Source organism: Candidatus Viridilinea mediisalina, assembly GCF_002532535.1.
Classification (GTDB): domain Bacteria; phylum Chloroflexota; class Chloroflexia; order Chloroflexales; family Chloroflexaceae; genus Viridilinea; species Viridilinea mediisalina.
Map to the genome: position 1 here is coordinate 1 of NZ_NQWI01000103.1, position 18,013 is coordinate 18,013.

An 18,013-nucleotide genomic window follows, 5' to 3' on the forward strand; every position below is an offset into this window, starting at 1 on the left:
ATACCAAATCCGATAGCCGATAGCCGATAGCTGATAGCCGGACATGGCGTCTCAATGCGCTTGAAGGTCATTAGGCATGCGGCATGTTCAATGGTAATTGGTATCATAGGTTGAAGGAGCCTTCATGACCAACCATCCCCTCGTTCGTTTAGGCCGGATTACGCTCGACAAGTACCAGCGCGACAATGTGAGTGGACTGGCTGCCGCCCTAGCCTACTTTATGATCTTCTCCATCTTTCCGCTGCTACTCGTCATCCTCAGTATCGTCGGCTTCGTCGTTGATCCGGCGCGTTTCGATGTCGAAGAGCAACTGCTCGACATGATTGGCTCGCCCGAGATTCGTGACATGGTTGTGCAAACCCTGGCCCACTTCGCCAGCACGCGCGTTGGCGTCGGCCTCTTGGGCGTCGTCATGCTGATCTTTAGTGCCACCGGCATCTTTGGGGTACTCAACCGCACCTTTATGGTCATCTGGGAGGCGCAAACGCAGAACGAAGGGGGCGATCTCAAGGCCACGGTGAAGAACCTGATTATCGCCCGGCTCACCGCCTTTGGCCTGCTGCTGGGCATTGCCGGATTGATCCTGACGGCCATTGTGGCCAACCTCGCGCTCTCGTTGATCGGCGCCTACACCGATTGGCTGCCGCTCAACGCGGTGGTAATGGTACTCTTGCAGCGCATCATTACCATCAGCCTGATCACCCTCGCCTTCGCCACCCTCTACAAAGTGCTACCCGGCCCCAACGTTGCCACCTGGCGCGATGTTTGGGCTGGTGCCGCTATTGCAGCCATCGGCTTTGTGCTGCTGCAACAACTAGCCGAACTGATCTTCGCCCAGATGAACTTCTCATCCTTTGGCGTCCTCGGCGGCGGCATGGCGCTACTCATGTGGATCTACTTCGCCAGCCAAATCCTACTCATTGGCGGCACCATCTCCTTCGCCTGGGCCCAAGTCTACGGTAGTAAACAGACCACAGCGGCGGCAAGCTAGAGCCGTGCCGCGCCCTTGCGCCGAAACTGGCTATGCTAGAATGATTGGAATGTGGTAGCCCCACATAACATAACGCCAAAGAGAAAAACGGAGACTACGTATGCGAACAACCATCCTTGAGGTGCAAAAATTGAAAAACCGTGGTGAGCGCATCCCGATGGTCACGGCATACGACTACACTTCAGCTCAGATTGCCGACCGAGCCGGGATTCCGCTTATCCTTGTGGGCGATTCGCTCGGTATGGTGGTGCTTGGTCATACCTCGACCGTGCCGGTGACGCTGGATGAGATGTTGCACCATATGCGCGCCGTCGTGCGTGGGAGCCAGTCCGCGCTGGTGGTGGGCGATCTGCCCTTCCTCACCTACACCACTACCGAAGAGGCCATCCAGAGTGCGCGTCGAGCGATGCAGGAGGCGGGGGTGCAAGCGGTGAAACTGGAGGGTGGTGCTGCCATCGCTCCGAGCATTGCCCGTTTGGTTGAACTGGGCATTCCGGTCATGGGCCATATCGGCTTCACGCCCCAGTCGGTCAATCAGATCGGTACTCGTGTCCAGGGCCGCGCCGCTGCCGATGCGGCCCGCCTGATCAACGATGCCTTGGCAATCGAAGCCGCTGGTGCCTTTGGGCTTGTACTTGAACTGGTACCGGCTCCCTTAGCCAGCGTCATCACTCAGCGCCTACGCATTCCCACGATTGGGATTGGGGCCGGTGCGGGTTGCGCGGGCCAAGTGCAGGTCTGGCACGATCTCTTTGGGCTCTATAGCGATTTCCTGCCGCGTCACGCCCGACGCTACCTCAATCTGAGCGAAACGATCACGAACGCCCTGACGACCTACGCCAACGATGTGCGCGAAGGTACGTTTCCCACGGCTGAACAGAGTAGCACCATGGATGATGCTACGCTCCAGGCCGCTCTCAAGTTAGTTGAACAATCATAGCAATTGGGAAGAGGTACAGAGCTTTGCACCACAGAGGCACAGAGCACACAGAGGTTTTGGCGTTGGAAATACCACAACTGTGATGGCGCTTCCCTCCATACATACCAATTCTTGTTGAACATGCCGCTTTCAGCTATTGGCTATCGAACTTGATAGTATCTCTGTGCCCTCGGTGTCTCTGTGGTTAAAAACTCCATGATGCAACTGATCACTACCATTGCCGCCATGCGGGCGGCCCGCGCCGAACAAACGCTGCTTGGCCTTGTGCCGACGATGGGCTACCTGCACGCAGGCCACCTTAGCCTGGTGCGCCGCGCCAAAGCCGAATGTGGCTGCGTCGCGGTGAGTATCTTTGTCAATCCGACCCAGTTTCGGCCCAATGAAGACTTTTCGCGCTACCCACGCGATCTCGAACGCGACCTTGCCCTGCTCGCTGCCGAAGGGGTTGAATTGGTCTTTGCGCCCAGTGCCGACGAGATCTACCCAGCAGATTTCGGCACCTACGTAATCCTACCCGCTGCCGACGAAGTTCTCGAAGGCGCAGCCCGGCCCAACCACTTTCGCGGCGTTGCCACGGTCGTCTGTAAGCTCTTCAACATCATCCAACCAACCCACGCCTACTTTGGGCAAAAGGATGCCCAACAGACCGTCGTGATCCGCCAGATGGTGCGTGATCTCAACCTGCCCGTGGAGATCACGATTGCTCCCACGGTGCGCGAGGCCGATGGCCTGGCGCTGAGTAGCCGTAACAGCTACCTCAGCCCTAGCGAGCGGGCCATTGCCCCACAAATCTACCAAGCCCTCATGGCTGCTCAAGCCCGCTACCAAGCAGGCGAACGCACCGCAGCAACGCTGAAGCACACGGTTGCCGCCCTACTGCAACAAGAGCCAGCCTTCCACATGGAGTATATCAGCGCCGCCGATCCGTTGACCCTGCGCGAACTGAAACTTATCGGCCCCCAGGGGGCACTGCTTTCGCTGGCGGTGCGCTTGGGTAGTGTGAGACTGATAGATAATCTACTCTTGACTGAGGTGTGATCGTGCATGCTGAGGAGCGACAGATTTTTCACCACAGAGGCACAGAGGACACAGAGGCGGGGGGTGTGAAGAGTAGTTATACCCTCTGTGTTCTCTGTGCCTCTGTGGTGAAAAAAATTGTGTTCTACGTCACCTCCACCACCGCATCACCAATAATCTGTACCAACTGATCCACCGTCTCGGTCGGAATAACGAAGGGCGGAGCGAGGCAGATGGTATCGCCGATAATGCGAGTAAAGAGGCCGCGCTTAGTGAGCTCCTGCTGCACACGTAGGCCAACCTGCTCGCTGGCAGGGAAGGGGGCTTTGCTCGCTTTATCGGCCACCAACTCAACCGCAGCCATCAGGCCCTTGCCGCGCACATTGCCCACTGCTGGCAACTCATCAAGCTCGTGCAGCGCCTTGAGCATGTAGTTGCCCACTTCACCGGCCCGGGCAACCAGCCCTTCGCGCTCAATGATCGCCAGGTTAGCCAACGCCACCGCGCAGGCGGTCGGGTGGCCCGAATAGGTAAAGGCGTGCATCCAACGCTGATCGCCGGGCACACTCATGATCACATCGCGGATCGCATCAGTGACCCCAATGCCACCCAAGGGCACATAGCCCGATGTAATCGCCTTCGCAAACAGCACAATATCGGGTTCAACCCCATAGTGTTCGAGCGCAAACCAGCGCCCGGTGCGCCCAAAGCCGGTAATCACCTCATCGGCAATAAAGAGAACCTCGTACTGATCGCAGATCTCGCGGATGCGGGCGAAATAGTCGTCTTGGGGCGGAATCACCCCCCCCGCGCCCTGCACCGGCTCGGCAATAAAGCCCGCCACCGTCTCAGGGCCTTCACGCAGGATCGCCGCTTCCAGCAGATTGGCCGCCGCCACCCCATCGCTCAATTCGGGCGTAGGATTGACAAAGCGGTAGGGATAGGGCGACTCAATATGCACAAAACCGGGTACACGCGGCTCAAACATGGGCCAATAGGCGGGCAAGCCCGTGGCACTCATGGCCGCCAGCGTAACCCCGTGGTAGCCCTTCATCCGCGAAATAAACTTGACCTTCTCCGGCTTACCGAGCGCCTTCCAGTAGAAACGGGCGGTCTTAAAGCTACTCTCGCTACTCTCAGCCCCGCCGCTGGTAAAGAAAAAGGTATTTATTGAAGGGTAGCAGCGTTGCGCCAACTTCTCAGCCAACTGGATCGCGGGCAGATTAGTGCCACCAACATAGGACGAATAGTACGCCAGTTGGCGCATCTGGTCATAGGCCGCCTGAGCCAACTCCTCGCGCCCGTGGCCCACCACCACATTCCAGAGCCCACTCAAACCATCAATATACGCCCGGCCATTAATATCGTGAATCATGGCCCCCTCACCCCCCACCCAAACCTTCGGAGCCTGATGGGCACTCGGATGGTGGAGCGAATGGATAACATGCGCTGCATCAGCTTGGATCAATTCAGTCTCGTTGCTCACAACATCCTCCTCGATGTTTTGTTCGATTTAAGATCATGCGTGTAGAACACTTCGATTTTACGCGAACTCAGGGGTAGGTGCAAGCAAACCGCTCGCGTATGGTATACTAGCGTGTCGCTGTGGGGCTGCCCACGTCACACAGCGTTGCATGGAGCTGTGGGAGTATTGTGAGGGGTGTGGCCCCCACGAGATGAGGAACAGCAAGTCTATGGCTACGATCCAGACCCTCGAAGCTCAGACCCGTACCGTGACGGGTAAGAAGGTAAAGCACCTGCGTACACAGAGCTTGATTCCGGCAACTGTCTACGGCAAAGGCTTTGAACCGCAGAACATTCAGGTACGCGACCGGGCTTTTCAACTGCTCTACCGGCAGACTGGCAAGACCGCGTTGATCAATCTGGTGATTGACGGCACCCCTTCAGCCGTCTTTGTACAAGCGGTACAGCGTCACCCCTTGAAGCGCGATATTATTCATATTGACTTCAAGGTGGTAAACTTGAAGATCGCAGTGCATGTCGAAGTGCCCGTGGTTGCTGTAGGTGAATCGCCGCTCGTCGCTCGTGGTGACGCACTGATCAACCATGCGCTAGGGATTGTGATGGTTGAAGCGCTACCCGCCGAATTGCCGCAGCACATTGAGGTGGACATTAGTCCACTGACGTCGATTGAAAAAAGCATCCATGTGCGCGACATTCCGCCCAGCAACAGCTACAAGATTCTCACCGATCCCAATACGGTACTGATCTCGCTCACCCAGATCCGGGCGATTACGGTTGATGATTCGATTCTTGATAATGCAACCCCTGCCGAGCCTGAGCTAATTCGCCGTCCTCGCGCTGATGATGAAGCGTAGCACGGGTATATGAAGGCGAAGCCTCCCCCGAAGAGCTTTGCCCTTCCGCTTTGGTGGCAAAGCCGCCAAAGCGGAAGGGCAAAGGAGGCCAAGAATGCAGCTACGCCCAACCCTCAACCCAATCATTGTGCGCGAGTTGCATACGCGCATGCGCGGGGTGCGGCCCTACCTTATTTTGACGCTCTTCCTCTTGTTGTTGGCATTAACCGGGCTGGGCATCTTTCAGTTGATGCAGCAACAGGCGCGTTTCGGCATCACGGTGTTAAGCGCACAGGTGGGCCAATCGCTCTTTCGCGGCCTCACCTTTGTCGAATTGTTGCTCGTGGTCTGTTTAGCCCCGGCCCTGACTAGTGGGGCGATCAGTGGTGAACGGGAGCGTCTGACCTACGATATGCTCTTGGCGACACCCTTACGTCCTGCTCAGATTCTTTGGGGCAAGTTGATCGCGACCTTGAGCTATCTCTTTGTGTTGATCTTCGCTTCCATTCCAATCTTTAGTGTTATTCTAGTCTTTGGCGGGGTTGAGCCCAAAGCGATGTTCAAGGCATTGAGCCTGTTGCTGGCAACGACCATCTGTTTTGGTGCGATTGGGCTCTTCGCTTCGGCGCTCCTCCGCACAACAGCGCGGGCCATGATGTTGGCGCTCGTACTCGTACTGCTGCTGATCCTCGTACCACTGCTGGTCAGTTCGGTCTGGGGGCAATTCAGCAACCCACCGGGGCAGCCGGTACCACCGGCGCTCCTCTATGTGAACCCCTTTAGCGCCCTGATCTCGATCACCACCCTTGGTGCGAGCCACGCGCTTATGCATGACATACCGATGATCCACATGGGCGATCCGGCGGGCGGGCTCCCGTTACTTGGCCTCTTTAGCCCGGGGGTGATCCACTATGGGCCAGGCGGGGTGGAAGTGCTACCGATCTATCGGGCGACCTTGCTCGTCTACGCACTATTGACCACGCTCCTCTGCTGGGTGAGTGCCCATCTGGTACAGCCGCGTCAGCGTTGGCGCTTGCGCTGGGGCGATCTCGGCTTTGGCCTCGTGAGCGCCGGGCTACTTGTGGCTGCTTGGTTCAGCCGGGACTGGTGGATGGTTGCGCCATCAACGTAAAACCTGCCCTAAGAAGCTGTCTGAAAAGCCGGGCGACACACGCTGGAGTGCCGGCTTTAGCCGACTAAAGCCGGCGCTCCAACGCCAACCCATAGACTTTTCAGACAGCCTCTAAAGAGCCGCCCCAGCGGGGCGGCCCTTTAGGGCAGGGCAGGTTCGCCTTGCGGCAATCTACCATCTACCATCTACCATCGTAAATGGTATTAGACCAGACTGCGAATCACCCCCACCACACGGCCCTCAATCTTAACATTCGCCGGATTGGCGTAGATTGGCTCCATGGTGACATTGGCAGGCTGAAGGCGCACGCGGTCATGCTCAAGGTAGAACTTCTTGAGCGTCACGGCATTCTCATCCAAGAGCCGGGCTGCAACCATTTGGCCATTATCGGCGGTGAGCTGGTAGCGCAACAGCACGACATCGCCATCATCAATGAGTGCATCAATCATCGAGTGGCCGCGCACACGCAGCGCATAGACTTCATTGAGTTTCTCGGCAGAAGCCAACTCAATTGGCACCTCAATCCGTTCGGCCTCTGCAACGTTCACATCTTCAGGGTCGGGCAGTGGTGAACCAGCGGTGATCACGCCGAGCAGCGGTACCGTAAAGCTGGCTGCCGTGATCGAGGCGGTCTCGACCATCAGACCCGGCACGGTGATGCCGCGCGAGATCTTGTCGTCACGATGAATCTTGCCCTTCTCCTCAAGAATCTTGAGGTTGTAAGCCACCACAGACGTTGAACTGATCTCAAGGTCGTTCTGGATTTCACGAATCGCTGGCGAGATGTGTTTCTTGCGCCAGAAATCGCAGATATAGTTGAAAATCTTCTCTTGACGGGCTGAAAGACCGCCGGCGGAGCGTACAGCCATGAGGCTAATCCTTTCATCAGGCCGTAGCCCGAAACGGGGGCCAACGGCAATGGTGTAGTCAATGCGCTTGCACCCTAAAGCTGTTACAATAGCTAGGGTGCTAGAACATCTGTCACTCCTTATTATAGCAAACGCACACTTGTACTGTCAAGAGGTTTTGTGCGAATGTGCGAATTTGGTCTAAATTATGGCTGATGCAGCTATTTCTGTCGCCGAGCTACGTAAAATTTACCAAGTACCCGAGCGCGAGGCGGGTTTGAGGGCTGCCCTGCGGAGCTTGGTGCGACGGCGGGTGCGTGAGGTTCCTGCGGTAGCCGGGGTTAGCTTTACCATTGCGCCTGGGGAAATTGTCGGTTTTTTAGGCCCCAATGGAGCCGGTAAGACGACAACCCTGAAGATGCTCGCTGGTCTGCTGCATCCCACTGATGGCGAGGCTCGCGTTTTGGGCTACCAGCCCTACCGCCGTGATTACGCCTATCTACGCCAAATGACGCTCGTGATGGGGAATCGTAATCAGCTCCAGTGGGATCTGCCCGCCCTCGATTCCTTCGAGCTACAACGGGCGATCTATCGTATTCCCCAAACTGAGTTTCGTGCGACCCGCGATGCCTTCATCGATCTGATGGATGTTGGGGCTATCGTGAGCAAGCCGGTACGCAATCTCTCGCTTGGTGAGCGCATGAAGATGGAGATTATTGGGGCTTTGTTGCACCGCCCTAAGATTCTCTTCTTGGATGAACCGACAATTGGCTTGGATGTGACCATGCAGCGGCGCATTCGCAGTTTTATTGCGGCCTACAATCAGCGCTATGCGGCTACCGTGATGCTTACCAGCCACTATATGGCCGATGTAGAAGCACTCTGCCAACGGGTGATTGTCATTCACCACGGGCGCGTCCGCTACGATGGGCCCTTGGCTGGCCTTGTGGATCGCTTTGCCGCCTATCGCCAGCTTGAGGTGAGCCTCGCCGAACCCGCTGATCTTAGTCACTATGGTGAGGTGGTGGCGGCCAATGGTGTGCATGTGACCCTCCGGGTTGCAAAAGCCGAGGCCAGCCGTGTCAGCGCCCGTCTACTTAATGAGCAAGCTGTGGCCGATCTGACGATTGAAGAGCCACCAATTGATGATGTGATTGAACAGGTTTTTGCTACATAATTCCATTGTAGATTGTAGATTGTAGATTGTAGATTGTAGATTGTAGATTACCGAACATGGCATTCCAATGAGCTTGAGCGTTATTGATGATGCGGGATGTTCAACAGTAATTGGTATACGTCATGTTTGATCTCTACTGGACAACGGCGCGCACGGCGGTCATGGTGCAACTTCAGTACCGCATGGCCAACTATTTCTATATGATCGGCATGATTGCCGAGCCGATTATCTACCTTGTGGTGTGGAGTACAATTGCCGCAGCACAAGGTGGCGAGGTGGGTGGCTATACTCCAGGTGCCTTTGCAGCCTACTATATCGTGTGGACGCTGGTGCGCAATATGAATATCGTGTTTACGCCCTATGGCTGGGAGTGGCGGATTAAACATGGTGAACTTTCGGCAGCTTTGTTGCGCCCAGTCCATCCCCTGCACTTTGACATAGCCTATTTTGCTGGTTGGAAATTTGTGGTGATTCTGCTCTGGTTGCCACTGGCAGGTTTGTTGGCACTGCTCTTTCCGCCCACGCTGCATCCAACATGGCTTGAAGTCGTTGTCTTTTGTGTTGCGATCTGGGGCGCTTACCTGATCCGTACCATGTTTCTCTGGCTGCTCGGTATGGTAACCTTCTGGACAACGCGGGTCAGTGCCCTCTACGAACTCTACTTTGCCTGTGAGTTGCTGCTCTCTGGCCGTCTGGTGCCGATGGCCCTACTGCCCGCATGGGCCCGTGAACTCGCGTGGTTTTTGCCCTTTCAATGGACCTTTGGCTTTCCCATTGAGGCGCTCGTTGGCCAATTGACGCCCCACGAGTTGTTGCTGGGCCTAGCCATGCAACTGCTCTGGATTCTCGTTGGCCTGGGCCTTGTCCAGTTGGTCTGGCGCGCTGGGGTGCGTCGCTATGGGGCGGTGGGTGGGTGATGCGAGGAGGCGAGGATGCGAGAGGCGGGATGCGAGAGGCGGGATGCGAGAGGCGGGATGCGGGATGCGAGGAGGCGAGGAGGCGAAGGCTTTTAGGTAGAGTTTCTTATTTACAGTCTGGTGGACGGTGCGGAGTAGAGTTGCCCCGGCGGGGCGGCTCTATCGGCTGGCATGAGGCATCAAGCTGTCTTGGATGCACCTAGACTGTAAACTCGTCACTCGTCACTTATCACTGAATCAAGGTCCTAATCCATGAGTGTCTTGCGTCTCGCATACCACTATCTGCGGATCGGCGCACTGAATGAACTACAATATCGCATTAACTTCTGGTTGCAATTAATGCAGTCGGCAGTCGCCTTGACAGTGGGCCTCGTTGGTTTGAGTCTGGTCTTTTACCATACGACCGATGTAGCCGGTTGGTCGCGGGCGGAATTACTGGCGGTTATGGGCGTACACATTCTGATGGGCGGGTTGATTGGGGCTTTGATCCAGCCTAACATGCTGCGCCTAATGGAGGATGTGAAGCAGGGAACCCTCGATTTTGTGCTGATCAAGCCAGTAGATGCCCAAGCGCTGATCAGTGTGCGCGAGATTCGCCTCTGGCGCTTGGTTGATGTGTTGGTGGGCATGGTGGTGCTTGGCGTGGCCCTCGTCCAACTGGGGGAAACCTTGCAACTCCTAGCTCTCTTCGCCTTTGGCCTAGCCTTGGCCTGTGGCGCAGTGATGATCTACAGTTTCTGGCTGATCTTGACCAGTGTCGCCTTCTGGGTGATTCGGGTTGATGATATGATCAACCTGTTTGAGGGCATCTATGCGGCGGGACGCTGGCCAGTGGGCATCTATCCCGCTTGGTTGCAGGGCCTTTTGACCTTTGTGGTGCCAGTGGCCTTTGCGGTGACAGTGCCAGCCGAGGCGCTAACCGCACGCCTAGACAGCAGCACTCTAGCTTTGGCTTGTGTGCTGGCCCTCTTGCTCTTTTTGCTGGCCCGCTTGGTCTGGCGCACCGGCTTGCGCCGCTATGGTGGTGCGAGTGCGTGATGCATACGATTTCAGATTGTAGATTGTAGATTGTAGATTGTAGATTGTAGATTGTAGATTGCCGAACATGGCGTCTCAATGCGTTTTAGCGTTCCTCTTGTTCCCCTGTTCTGCTGTTCCCCTGTTCTGCTGTTCCCCTGTTCTGCTGTTCCCCTGTTCTGCTGTTCCCCTGTTCTGCTGTTCCCCTGTTCTGCTGTTCCCCTAAGGAGGTCATTATGGTACGTGTAGGCATTTATGGCGCAACGGGCTATACCGGCTTTGAGTTGATCAAGCTCTTGGTGCGCCATCCCGAAGTGGAATTGGTCTTTGCGACGGCACGCTCGGATGCGGGTAAGCAGCTTTGCGACATCTTTCCGACGATGTTGCAGACGCCGCTGGTGGCGGTGGAGCAGGCTGATCTCGCGGCGGTTGATCTGGTCTTTACCTGTCTGCCCCACAATGCGCCGGAGTTGGTGCCATTGGTGCAACAGGCGCTCGCTGCGGGCAAGCGCGTGATTGATTTCTCCGACACCTTTCGCTTGCGCGATCCCGATGACTACGAGCGACGGCGCGGCTGGCCCCACCCCAGCCCCGAACTGCTGGCCATAGCGGTCTATGGGCTGCCCGAACTGCACCGCGCACAGATCCGTCAGGCACACTTGGTGGCCAACACCGGCTGCTACCCGCTCACCGCGATTGTACCGCTCTGGCCCTTGGTGCAGGCCGATCTCTTTGCCGATACAACGGTGATTGTAGACAGCAAGTCGGGCATCTCTGGGGCCGGGCGGGCCCTTGCGCTCAAGACCCACTTTGGCGAAACGCACGAAACCTTTAGCGCCTACAACATCGGGCGCACCCATCGACATTTGGGCGAAATGGAGCAAGAGACGGGCTTACATATCATCTTCTCGCCCCACCTGCTGCCCGTCTATCGCGGGATTCTCTCGACAATCTATATCAATTTGAAGCCAGAGACGACCCTAGAGCAAGCGCGGGCGGCCTATGGGTGCTACCGCGACGAGCCGTTTCTACGCCTGCTGCCCGCAGGGCAACTCCCAGAACTGCGCCTTGTTCAGCAGAGCATGTACCTCGCCATGGGCATACAGCCCGTCGCAGGCGACCCTGGGCGCTTCATCATCGTGAGTGCCCTCGATAACCTGCTCAAGGGCGCCTCGGGCCAGGCGGTGCAGAGCATGAATATCATGTTTGGCCTTGATGAGACGTTGGGGTTGGGGTGAAGCTACGCCCTACTTCCCAATACAAAAGCGTGAAAAGATCACGTCCAACAGATCTTCGCCCACCGTCTCCCCCGTAATCTCGCCCAAGGCGTTGAGTGCAGCCGTCAGATCACCAGCGAGCAGGTCGGTGGGGTGGTTGGCGTTGTGGCCCGCGAGGGCGGCGCTGAGGTGTTCGTGGGCGCGGCGCAGCGCGTCTTGGTGGCGCGGATTACTCACAAGCTGGGCCGCGCCTGCGGCGAGCGGTGAGCCGCCAAGCAGTTGTTGGGCAATCGTCTGCACCAGTTGCTCCATGCCGTGGCCTGTGTGGGCCGAGACCATGCAGGGGGCTGCACGGCAATTCGGAAGCTCTGGGGTAGCCTTTGGCACCACGGCGTTATTGAGGTCAACTTTGTTCCAGACAACAATACAGGGTTTGTTGCCAATCAGTTCGGCGATAGTGTAATCATCATGGCCAGGAGGCGTCGTAGCATCAAGCACAAAGAGGGCCAGATCGGCTTGAGCCAGGGCCGCGTGGGTGCGCTCGATGCCCAGGCGCTCCACCGGATCGGGGCTGGCGTGGATACCCGCTGTATCGGTGAGGACCACCGGGATTCCAGCGAGGTTGGCGCTCTCCTCCAGCGTATCGCGGGTCGTCCCCGGTATCGGCGTCACAATTGCCCGCTCGCTCCGCAACAGCGCATTGAGCAGGCTTGACTTCCCGACGTTGGGCCGGCCAACGAGGGCGAGGCGGGCACCTTGGCGGTAGAGCAGCCCCTGATCGGCACTAGCGAGCAGGCGGTTTACCGTTGCCAAACCAGCTTCTAGCTCAGGGCCAATCGTTTGGGGTTCCACCTCATCTTCAGGGAAGTCTACCAGCACGGTAACATAGGCCAGAGCGTTGAGCAGAGCGCTACGGACGGCGCGCACCTCTTGCGCCAGCCAACCACCAAGCTGGGCTTGGGCCAACGCCAGCGCCGCATCGGTCTGAGCGCGGATCACATCGAGGGTCGCCTCGGCCTGCGAGAGATCGATGCGCCCATTGAGAAAGGCGCGCAGCGTAAACTCACCAGGGCGAGCCAGGCGCGCCCCAGCGCCCAAACAGAGCCGCAGGGTCGTTTGCACAGGCAGCGTCCCGCCGTGGAGCGAAATTTCAACCACATCCTCGCGGGTAAAGCTCCGCGGTGCTCGCATCAAGGCAACCAGCACCTCATCTACCACCTGCTGCGTCGCGGGATCGACAATCTGGCCATAGCGCAGGCGAAAGGAGCGCAGCGGCTCAGGGCGCAACGGACGAAAGAACTGCGTCACCACCGCCAGCGCATCAGCGCCACTCAGCCGCACCACCGCGATCCCGCCCTCGCCGGGGGGCGTAGCAATGGCTACAATCGTATCTTGGTACATGGGGGGTATTTTAGCACCACTTCAAGCGCCCAATGCCGCAGCGCATGCTCGAGTACCGCGTCCGGCTCAACGCCACCTACCCAAACATACCGGTCATCAGTGTGGTATGGTATGTAGGGAAGGCTGGAGCGGATGATACGGGCGAACATCATGAGATTGGCGGTGACGGCCATGTCAATCTCACATGGCGCTACCATGTGATCCACCTATGGAACATGGATGGCGAGGCGCTTTTGGCCTTGAACCTTCCGACACTCGCGGCACTGATCGGCCAGACCCGGCTACGCGATCCCGAACCCGCATTGCGCCAAGCAGTGCAGCAGATTGTTACAGGAACGAGTGGCAGGCTGCAAGAGTTACTGTTGATCGAATTGCTCACCCTATGTACCGATAAGGAGATTGCTGCGATGGCTGAACAGATCGTGCAGTATGACATGTACGGGATGGAGGAATCGCCCTTCATCCTGAAATGGATAGCAAAGGGCCGCGAAGAGGGCCGCGAAGAGGGTCAGTTAACGTTATTGCTCCGTCTCCTCTCCCACCGCTATGGCCCGTTGAGTACGGAGATAACGGTGCAGGTAGAAGCTCTGAGTCCGACCCAGATGCTTGAACTGGCTGATGCGCTGTTCGATTTCACTAGCCGTGATGAGTTGGCGCAGTGGTTGGCGCGGGAAGAAGAGCGGAGGAACAGTAGGACAGAGGAACTGTAGAGCAGAGGAACAGAGGAACAGAGGAACAGAGGAACAGAGGAACAGAGGAACAGTAGAACAGTAGAACAGAGGAACGGACTTGCCGTTCACTACAGAAAGACTGCCCAATGGATAAAGTTACCTACGTTGTGAGTGATCTGCACCTGGGGCCAGGTTGGATGCCCAATGGTCAGATGGATCCCCTGGAAGATTTTGTCTCGGGTGAGCAGTTTGCCCGCTTTCTTGAGAAGATTGGGCGCAGCCGCGAGCCGGTTGAGTTGGTGATTGCGGGCGATTTTTTGGAGTATTGTCAGACGTTGCCTGAGATTGGGCTCAAGTCGCCCCAGGATGATCTTGGCAGTACTGAAGAGGAGTCGTTGCGCCGCACTCGCGTTATTCTCGGCCTTGACCCCCACCTCTCCAGTGGTCACGCGCTGGTCTTTCAGGCGCTGCGCCGCTTCATGATGGAGAACCATTCGATCACGATTATTGCGGGTAACCACGATATCGATCTGCTCTGGAAACGGGTTTGGGCGCTGATCTTTGATACTATCTATCCGCCAGGCTCTTGGGGCGATCTGCGCCGTGTGAACTATAGCTATACGCTGGGTAGCGGTCCGCAGGGGCGTGTCTTTATTGAACATGGCCACGAGCACGACCGCGCTAATCGTTTTGGCGATCTGATGACCCAGCCTTTTGGGATTGACTACGCTGGGGTGCGGCGGCTTAAACGCTGCTGGGGCACCCTCTTTGTAGATAAAGTCTATAACGATCTCGAACGCGAACGCTGGTTTATTGATAATGTCAAACCTATTCTGCGGATTGTGCGTTTGGGCTTGCGCCACGATTTCATCTTTACTGCTACGGCCATCGGCCTCGTGATGCGTTTCCTGATCAACAGTGGCTTGCCGCCCATCTTGGGGCGCAGTCTGGCCGCCGATGAGGATTACGCCCCCCCCGACCTAGACGAGCTCGCAAAGCTGATTGACGACCCCGATCTGGCCCGTGCGGTCTGTGCCCAACTGGCCGAACCTGAGGGGCGCAAAGCGATTGCAGCGGCCTTGGAGGGCTTGGATCTGCCGCCTGCGTTGATCCTCGCGGGTGCCCGCGAGTCGCTGCGCCTTGATGAGCCTGAGCCTGACCTTGAGGCACCGATTGTGCTAGGGGCTAGGCGTATGAGCATGGGCGGTGACGACACTTTGCTGGGTGGGGCGCGGCGCGAAGATGAGTATCGCAGTGCGGCGCGGGCCACGCTCGAATCGGATCCTTCGATTACGACTGTGATCATGGGCCACACCCACACCCCGATCAACGGCTTCAGCGATCCCTTGCGTCTGCCCGATAGACGTGAAGGCTACTTTTTCAATACCGGCACCTGGACCCAACACCTCCGCGACGAAACCAAGCGTACCTACACATGGCCCGAACTGGCCGATCCGCAAAACTATACCACCAGTTGCACCTACGTCCGCCTCGATCCCGATGGCAAGGGGGGCTACCGCCCGGTGTTGCGTAGTTGGGCTGAGGAGGAGTAGGGATTTAGTTAGGGTGCGCAAGGGAACCAGGTTCCCTCGCGTACCTCCCACTTCCAAACATACGCTACCCAGCAGCAGCAGGCACCCCCCCCATGCTCGTTGCGCTCTGCACGGCCCGCGCTACCGCACGGGCGAGGACGGCGGCGGCGATGCTGCCGAGCAGCAGCATATGGGGCGCGGGCCGTTGACCACTGGCTAGTGCGAAGACGCTGTCGCCATCAAGGGGCGTGTGGATCGGGCGGATGCTGCGCGCAAGGCCCGCTTGGGCCATTTGGGCCAGCTTGCGCGCCCCGGCTTTGTCTAGTGTTGCATCGGTCGCAACGACCGCTAGGGTCGTGTTGCCGCCAAAGCTCGCCCCGGCCCAAGGGAAACGCTGCTGGTACTCAGGATCGCGCAGCAGGGTCATGGCATCAGCCATGCCACCATGCTGCGGGTGGCGCACCCCGGCCAACAATTGCCCCTCTTCGCTCCAGACATCGCCCAAGGCGTTGACGGCAACCAATGCGCCTATCATGGTGCCGTCGGGTAGCCGTTCGCTCCAACTGCCGATGCCCGCCTTCATGGCCCTGGCCATGCCCAAGAGTTTGCCAACCGTTGCCCCGGTGCCTGCGCCAACACACCCCTCGGCCACCGCAGCGGACGTGGCGGCAACGCAGGCCGCATAGCCCATTGCCGCATCAGGGAAGCGCTCGGCTTGGCCCACGGCAAGATCAAAGAGCGCCGCTGCGGGCACAATGGGCACCCGGGCCACCCCCACATCAAAGCCCCGCCCCTGCTCACGCAGCCACGCCACCACCCCCGCCGCTGCATCAAGGCCCAAGGCACTGCCACCACAGAGCACCACGCCATGCACCTCAGCCACCAGCATCTCCGGCGCTAACAGATCGGTCTCACGGGTTGCCGGCGCACCACCGCGCACATCTACACTCCCCAGCGTCCCCGCTGGTGGCAGCACCACCGTCACCCCGGTGAGCGCCTCAAGGTCATGGGCATGGCCAACATGGAATCCGGGGACATCGGTGAGTGAAGGTGACATAGAGATACCGCTTTTTTTGAACCACAGAGGCACAGAGAACACAGAGTTTTTATAGTTTAAGGATGTTTCAAACTCTCTGTGTCTTCATCAGCCCGCTACCAAAGCCAAGGTCAACTCACGCCCCTCCTCCAGGGCGCGGCCCCAGGCGCGAGGCATGCGCTTGCGCCAACTGCCCTTGTGGTAGACATAGCCCGCAAGCAGCGGGAAGGTCACCGTGGCTTCACCAAAGACCATCTGCTCTTGCGCGAGGCTCACCTTGCCCCACGAGTTGGCCTCCTTGAGCGTCGAGCCAGAGAGGGCGCCGTCGCGTTCGTCGGCCACGGTGAGTTGCACGGCGTACTGGTGCATGGCCACATCATAGCCCAGGAACTCCGCCGAGACTACAATGTCCTGCACGAAGTTTTTGGGCACGCCGCCGCCCAGCATGAGTAGCCCGGTGGTACCGGCCCAAACCTTGATCGCGGTCAATTCACGGAAATCCTTGACGCTATCAATGCTAATATGGCCATCGGGGCGAGCGACTTGGTGCGCCACCAGTCCAAAGCCAGCCGAGCAATCGGAGAAGGCGGGAACAAAGATCGGCACATCGCGGCGGTAGCACTCCAGCACAATGCTCTCAGCCTGCGGGTGGTGCTGCTCAAGGTAGCCACCCATTGCCCGGATAAACTCACGGCTCGAGTAGGCACCTGGCGTAAGCGTATCCGCAATGACGCGAATCGTCTCATCGCAGATACGCAGATCTTCCTCATCAATATAGGTATCATAGATGCGGTCAATCATCTGCTCACGCAGGGCGTTATCATCAGCAAAGGGCGTGCCCTGGTAGTGGCGGAAGCCCAGCGCCTCAAAGAAATCCTGATCCACAATATTCGCCCCGGTAGAAACAATCACATCAACCGCATTGCAGCGCAACAGATCGAGAATCACCGCCTTCTGACCTGCCGAGACCAAGCTGCCTGCGAGGGTCAAGATCACCGTTGCATCCGGATCGGCAACCATCGCATCAGTAATCTGGGCAGCGTGGGCGAGGTTACGCGCTTGAAACGCCGTGCGTTCCATCATTTCAATCAACGGCACAACATTGACAACCTTGATGTCGAGATGTTCAACGGTGGTGTGCAGGAGCGTGGTCTTGTCCATTGGGTTTCCTTTCATGCCTTGCGGCAGGGTATGAAGTTCGTGTCAATCTCACCTCTGGTGAGGGGCGGCGAAGCCACCAAATCGGAAGAAAAAAGCGGGTTTGGGGCGCGGCCCTACCATTTGTTGTGTATTGGCGGCAGTACTGCCAATACACAACAAAAATAGCCCCGAACTGGAACCTACGGTACGCTGGTGCGACCGCCATCGGTTCCCGTCGTGGCTTTGATGGTTATATTGTACCACAGGTCGTGATGACTGCTTGCCCCGTTGCGTTGCCACCCTGAGCGAAGGTTCGTAGGAACGTTCCTGTTTGCGCCGTAGGGAGTGCCGACGTTAGTCGGCTTCCCATCGCTGCCAAAGACCTCAGAGGCTGTCTGAAAAGTCTATGGTTTGGCGTTGGAGTGCCGGCTTTAGCCGGCTAAAGCCGGCACTCCAGCGTGTGCCCCCCGGCTTTTCAGACTGCTTCTCAGCCGACTAACGTCGGCACTACGATGTCCGCGAACCATGGACTATTCAGCATGACAGGCTGCTGGGGTATTTAACAATTCCTGCTTCCCTTATTTCTGCTCGGCGCTCTGCTCGTTCTGCTCGGCGCTCTGCTCGTTCTGCTCGGCGCTCTGCTCGTTCTGCTCGGCGCT

16 protein-coding genes are annotated in these 18,013 nt (G+C 57.8%); 11 read left to right on the top strand and 5 right to left on the bottom strand.

The features are described 5' to 3' along the window. Nucleotides 1–124: 124 nt before the first annotated feature. The 3 genes from CJ255_RS16940 to panC all read left to right on the top strand — a co-directional run bounded on the left by CJ255_RS16940 (nt 125) and on the right by panC (nt 2,969). Nucleotides 125–991, top strand: a complete 867-nt coding sequence (locus CJ255_RS16940; protein ID WP_097645283.1) for a YihY/virulence factor BrkB family protein — start codon at nt 125–127, stop codon at nt 989–991. Between the two features lie 100 nt (nt 992–1,091). Further along, complete coding sequence (gene panB, locus CJ255_RS16945; protein ID WP_097645284.1) at nt 1,092–1,931, top strand: 3-methyl-2-oxobutanoate hydroxymethyltransferase; 840 nt, start codon at nt 1,092–1,094, stop codon at nt 1,929–1,931. A 198-nt stretch (nt 1,932–2,129) separates the two neighbouring features. Then, entirely contained in the window at nt 2,130–2,969 is an 840-nt protein-coding gene (gene panC / locus CJ255_RS16950) for a pantoate--beta-alanine ligase (protein ID WP_097645298.1), read from the top strand. Nucleotides 2,970–3,093: 124 nt separating this feature from the next. On the opposite strand, the gene CJ255_RS16955 is transcribed toward panC, so the two are convergent. Continuing rightward, nucleotides 3,094–4,434, bottom strand: coding sequence for an aminotransferase family protein (locus tag CJ255_RS16955; RefSeq protein ID WP_097645285.1), 1,341 nt, complete (start codon nt 4,432–4,434; stop codon nt 3,094–3,096). Nucleotides 4,435–4,642: 208 nt separating this feature from the next. Between CJ255_RS16955 and CJ255_RS16960 the strand changes: the two genes are divergently transcribed. Further along, on the top strand, nt 4,643–5,287 hold the full coding sequence (locus CJ255_RS16960) for a 50S ribosomal protein L25 (RefSeq protein ID WP_097645286.1): 645 nt from the start codon (nt 4,643–4,645) through the stop codon (nt 5,285–5,287). A 94-nt stretch (nt 5,288–5,381) separates the two neighbouring features. Further along, nucleotides 5,382–6,398, top strand: a complete 1,017-nt coding sequence (locus CJ255_RS16965) for an ABC transporter permease (RefSeq protein WP_097645287.1) — start codon at nt 5,382–5,384, stop codon at nt 6,396–6,398. A gap of 203 nt (nt 6,399–6,601) precedes the next feature. Here the strand turns inward: CJ255_RS16965 and lexA are convergent, their stop codons facing one another. Next, on the bottom strand, nt 6,602–7,267 hold the full coding sequence (gene lexA, locus CJ255_RS16970) for a transcriptional repressor LexA (RefSeq protein WP_097645288.1): 666 nt from the start codon (nt 7,265–7,267) through the stop codon (nt 6,602–6,604). Nucleotides 7,268–7,454: 187 nt separating this feature from the next. Between lexA and CJ255_RS16975 the strand changes: the two genes are divergently transcribed. From CJ255_RS16975 to argC, 4 genes are all read left to right on the top strand, one after another. Further along, nucleotides 7,455–8,423, top strand: a complete 969-nt coding sequence (locus CJ255_RS16975) for an ABC transporter ATP-binding protein (RefSeq protein WP_097645289.1) — start codon at nt 7,455–7,457, stop codon at nt 8,421–8,423. 122 nt (nt 8,424–8,545) lie between these two features. Next, on the top strand, nt 8,546–9,340 hold the full coding sequence (locus CJ255_RS16980; RefSeq protein ID WP_097645290.1) for an ABC transporter permease: 795 nt from the start codon (nt 8,546–8,548) through the stop codon (nt 9,338–9,340). A 252-nt stretch (nt 9,341–9,592) separates the two neighbouring features. Then, entirely contained in the window at nt 9,593–10,378 is a 786-nt protein-coding gene (locus tag CJ255_RS16985; RefSeq protein ID WP_097645291.1) for an ABC transporter permease, read from the top strand. A 215-nt stretch (nt 10,379–10,593) separates the two neighbouring features. Then, nucleotides 10,594–11,595 carry an N-acetyl-gamma-glutamyl-phosphate reductase gene (gene argC / locus CJ255_RS16990; protein WP_097645292.1) on the top strand — a complete coding sequence of 334 codons (1,002 nt, stop codon included), beginning with the start codon at nt 10,594–10,596 and terminating at the stop codon, nt 11,593–11,595. Nucleotides 11,596–11,604: 9 nt separating this feature from the next. Here argC and mnmE read toward each other — a convergent pair whose 3' ends face one another. After that, nucleotides 11,605–12,975 carry a tRNA uridine-5-carboxymethylaminomethyl(34) synthesis GTPase MnmE gene (mnmE, locus tag CJ255_RS16995; RefSeq protein ID WP_097645293.1) on the bottom strand — a complete coding sequence of 457 codons (1,371 nt, stop codon included), beginning with the start codon at nt 12,973–12,975 and terminating at the stop codon, nt 11,605–11,607. Between the two features lie 44 nt (nt 12,976–13,019). Here mnmE and CJ255_RS17000 point away from each other — a divergent pair, with 44 nt between their 5' ends. Both CJ255_RS17000 and CJ255_RS17005 read left to right on the top strand, forming a co-directional pair. Then, complete coding sequence (locus CJ255_RS17000) at nt 13,020–13,685, top strand: DUF4351 domain-containing protein (RefSeq protein WP_165774775.1); 666 nt, start codon at nt 13,020–13,022, stop codon at nt 13,683–13,685. Nucleotides 13,686–13,792: 107 nt separating this feature from the next. Then, nucleotides 13,793–15,199 carry a metallophosphoesterase gene (locus CJ255_RS17005; protein ID WP_097645295.1) on the top strand — a complete coding sequence of 469 codons (1,407 nt, stop codon included), beginning with the start codon at nt 13,793–13,795 and terminating at the stop codon, nt 15,197–15,199. Nucleotides 15,200–15,263: 64 nt separating this feature from the next. On the opposite strand, the gene CJ255_RS17010 is transcribed toward CJ255_RS17005, so the two are convergent. After that, nucleotides 15,264–16,235, bottom strand: a complete 972-nt coding sequence (locus CJ255_RS17010; RefSeq protein ID WP_097645296.1) for a P1 family peptidase — start codon at nt 16,233–16,235, stop codon at nt 15,264–15,266. A gap of 87 nt (nt 16,236–16,322) precedes the next feature. Next, complete coding sequence (locus CJ255_RS17015) at nt 16,323–17,375, bottom strand: 1,9-bis(guanidino)-5-aza-nonane synthase (protein WP_097645297.1); 1,053 nt, start codon at nt 17,373–17,375, stop codon at nt 16,323–16,325. Nucleotides 17,376–18,013 lie beyond the last annotated feature (638 nt).